The following is a 1706-nucleotide window of genomic DNA, read 5'->3' as shown; positions in this document are numbered from 1 at the left end:
CCACGCGATGGACTGGTACGGGCCCACGGCACGGGGGCCGGGCCCCCACAGCCGTGGGCGCGCGCGCGGGCCGCACACGCCGCCCCCCCCGCCCGCCGCCCGCCCCCCCCCCCCCCCCCCCGGCCGGGCCGCCCCCCCCCCCGGGGGGGCGCGCCGGGGGGGGGGCGCCCCCCCCCGCCCGGGCCGCCGCGCGGCCGCGCCCCCCCCCCCGGCCGGCCGGGCCGACGGACGCGCCGCCGCCGCCCGGACAGGCGCCGCACCACCACGCGGCGACCCACGGCGCGCACGCGGCCCAGGGCGGCACTCCGCCCCCGCCGAGCGGACCTCCCGCGGGCGGCTGGCCGCCGCCCGCCGCGCCCCAGTACCCCGCGTACGGCGCCCCCGAAGGACAGGGCTTCGGCGGCGGCCCCGAGGGCCCCGGCGGCCCGGTCTGGGGCTCGCCCGAGCACCAGCCCCCCCGCCGCGGGGGCCGGGTCAGGGGCGGTCTGATCGCGGCCGTCATCATCGGCGCGCTCGTCGCGGGCGGCATCGGCGGCGGCATCGGCTACTGGGCCGCGTCCAGCGACGACAACGGCGGCATCGGCTCGACCACGGTCTCCGCGGCGGACCTGCCGAAGGGCAAGGCCGCGAGCGGCTCCGTCGCCGCGGTGGCCGCCAGCTCGCTGCCGAGCGTCGTCACGATCGACGCCACGAGCGGCAACGGCAGCGGCGACACGGGCACCGGCTTCGTCTTCGACAAGCAGGGCCACATCCTGACGAACAACCACGTGGTCGCGGAGGCGGCGAGCGGCGGCAAGCTGTCCGCCACCTTCTCCAACGGCAAGAAGTACAAGGCGCAGGTCGTCGGCAGGGCCGAGGGGTACGACGTCGCCGTCATCAAGCTGACGAACGCGCCGTCGGGCCTCAAGCCCCTCCCGCTCGGGGACTCCGACAAGGCGCAGGTCGGCGACTCGACGATCGCGATCGGCGCTCCCTTCGGCCTGTCCAACACGGTCACCACCGGCATCATCAGCGCCGAGCACCGGCCGGTCGTCTCGGGCGACGAGAGCGGCAACAGCACCTCGTACATGAGCGCGCTCCAGACGGACGCGTCGATCAACCCCGGCAACTCCGGCGGCCCGCTGCTCGACTCGCGCGGCGCCGTCGTCGGCATCAACTCGGCCATCCAGCCGGGCGGCAGCGGCGGTGGCGACGGCGGCCTCGGCGGCAGCAGCAGCCAGCCGGGTTCGGTCGGCCTCGGCTTCGCCATCCCGATCAACCAGGCGGCCACCGTCGCCCAGCAGTTGATCAAGACGGGCCAGCCGGTCTACCCGATCATCGGCGCCACGGTCACCATGGACAACGGCCAGCAGGGCGACCAGGGCGGCGACGGAGCGGTGATCGCGTCGCAGGGCGTGAGCGGCAGCCAGGCGGTCACCGCGGGCGGCCCCGCGGCCAAGGCGGGCCTGCGGTCGGGCGACGTCATCACGAAGTTCGGTGACACCCCGATCGACAGCGGTCCGACCCTGATCAGCGAGATCTGGACGCACAAGCCGAACGACAAGGTGAACCTGACGTACAAGCGCGACGGCCAGAGCCACACGGTCCAGGTCACACTGGGCGCGCGCAAGGGCGACAGCAACAGCTGACACCGTCCCGGCGCCCCGCGGGGGGGGGGGGGGGGGGGGGGCCGCCGCGGGGGTAGTTGGGGGAGGAGGGGCGGGGGG

Annotated in this window: 1 protein-coding gene; it reads left to right on the top strand. The window is 77.1% G+C overall.

Features of this window, described 5'->3' with window-relative positions:
- Positions 1-1628 (top strand): S1C family serine protease (locus tag LCE31_RS36585; protein WP_263632723.1); only part of this gene is annotated, 1628 nt, incomplete at its 5' end.
- Positions 1629-1706: the final 78 nt, after the last annotated feature.

Origin of the sequence: Streptomyces sp. 8L, from assembly GCF_020176795.1 — a bacterium.
In the GTDB taxonomy this organism is placed as follows: Bacteria; Actinomycetota; Actinomycetes; order Streptomycetales; family Streptomycetaceae; genus Streptomyces.
This window is presented reverse-complemented; position numbering and strand designations above follow the sequence as displayed.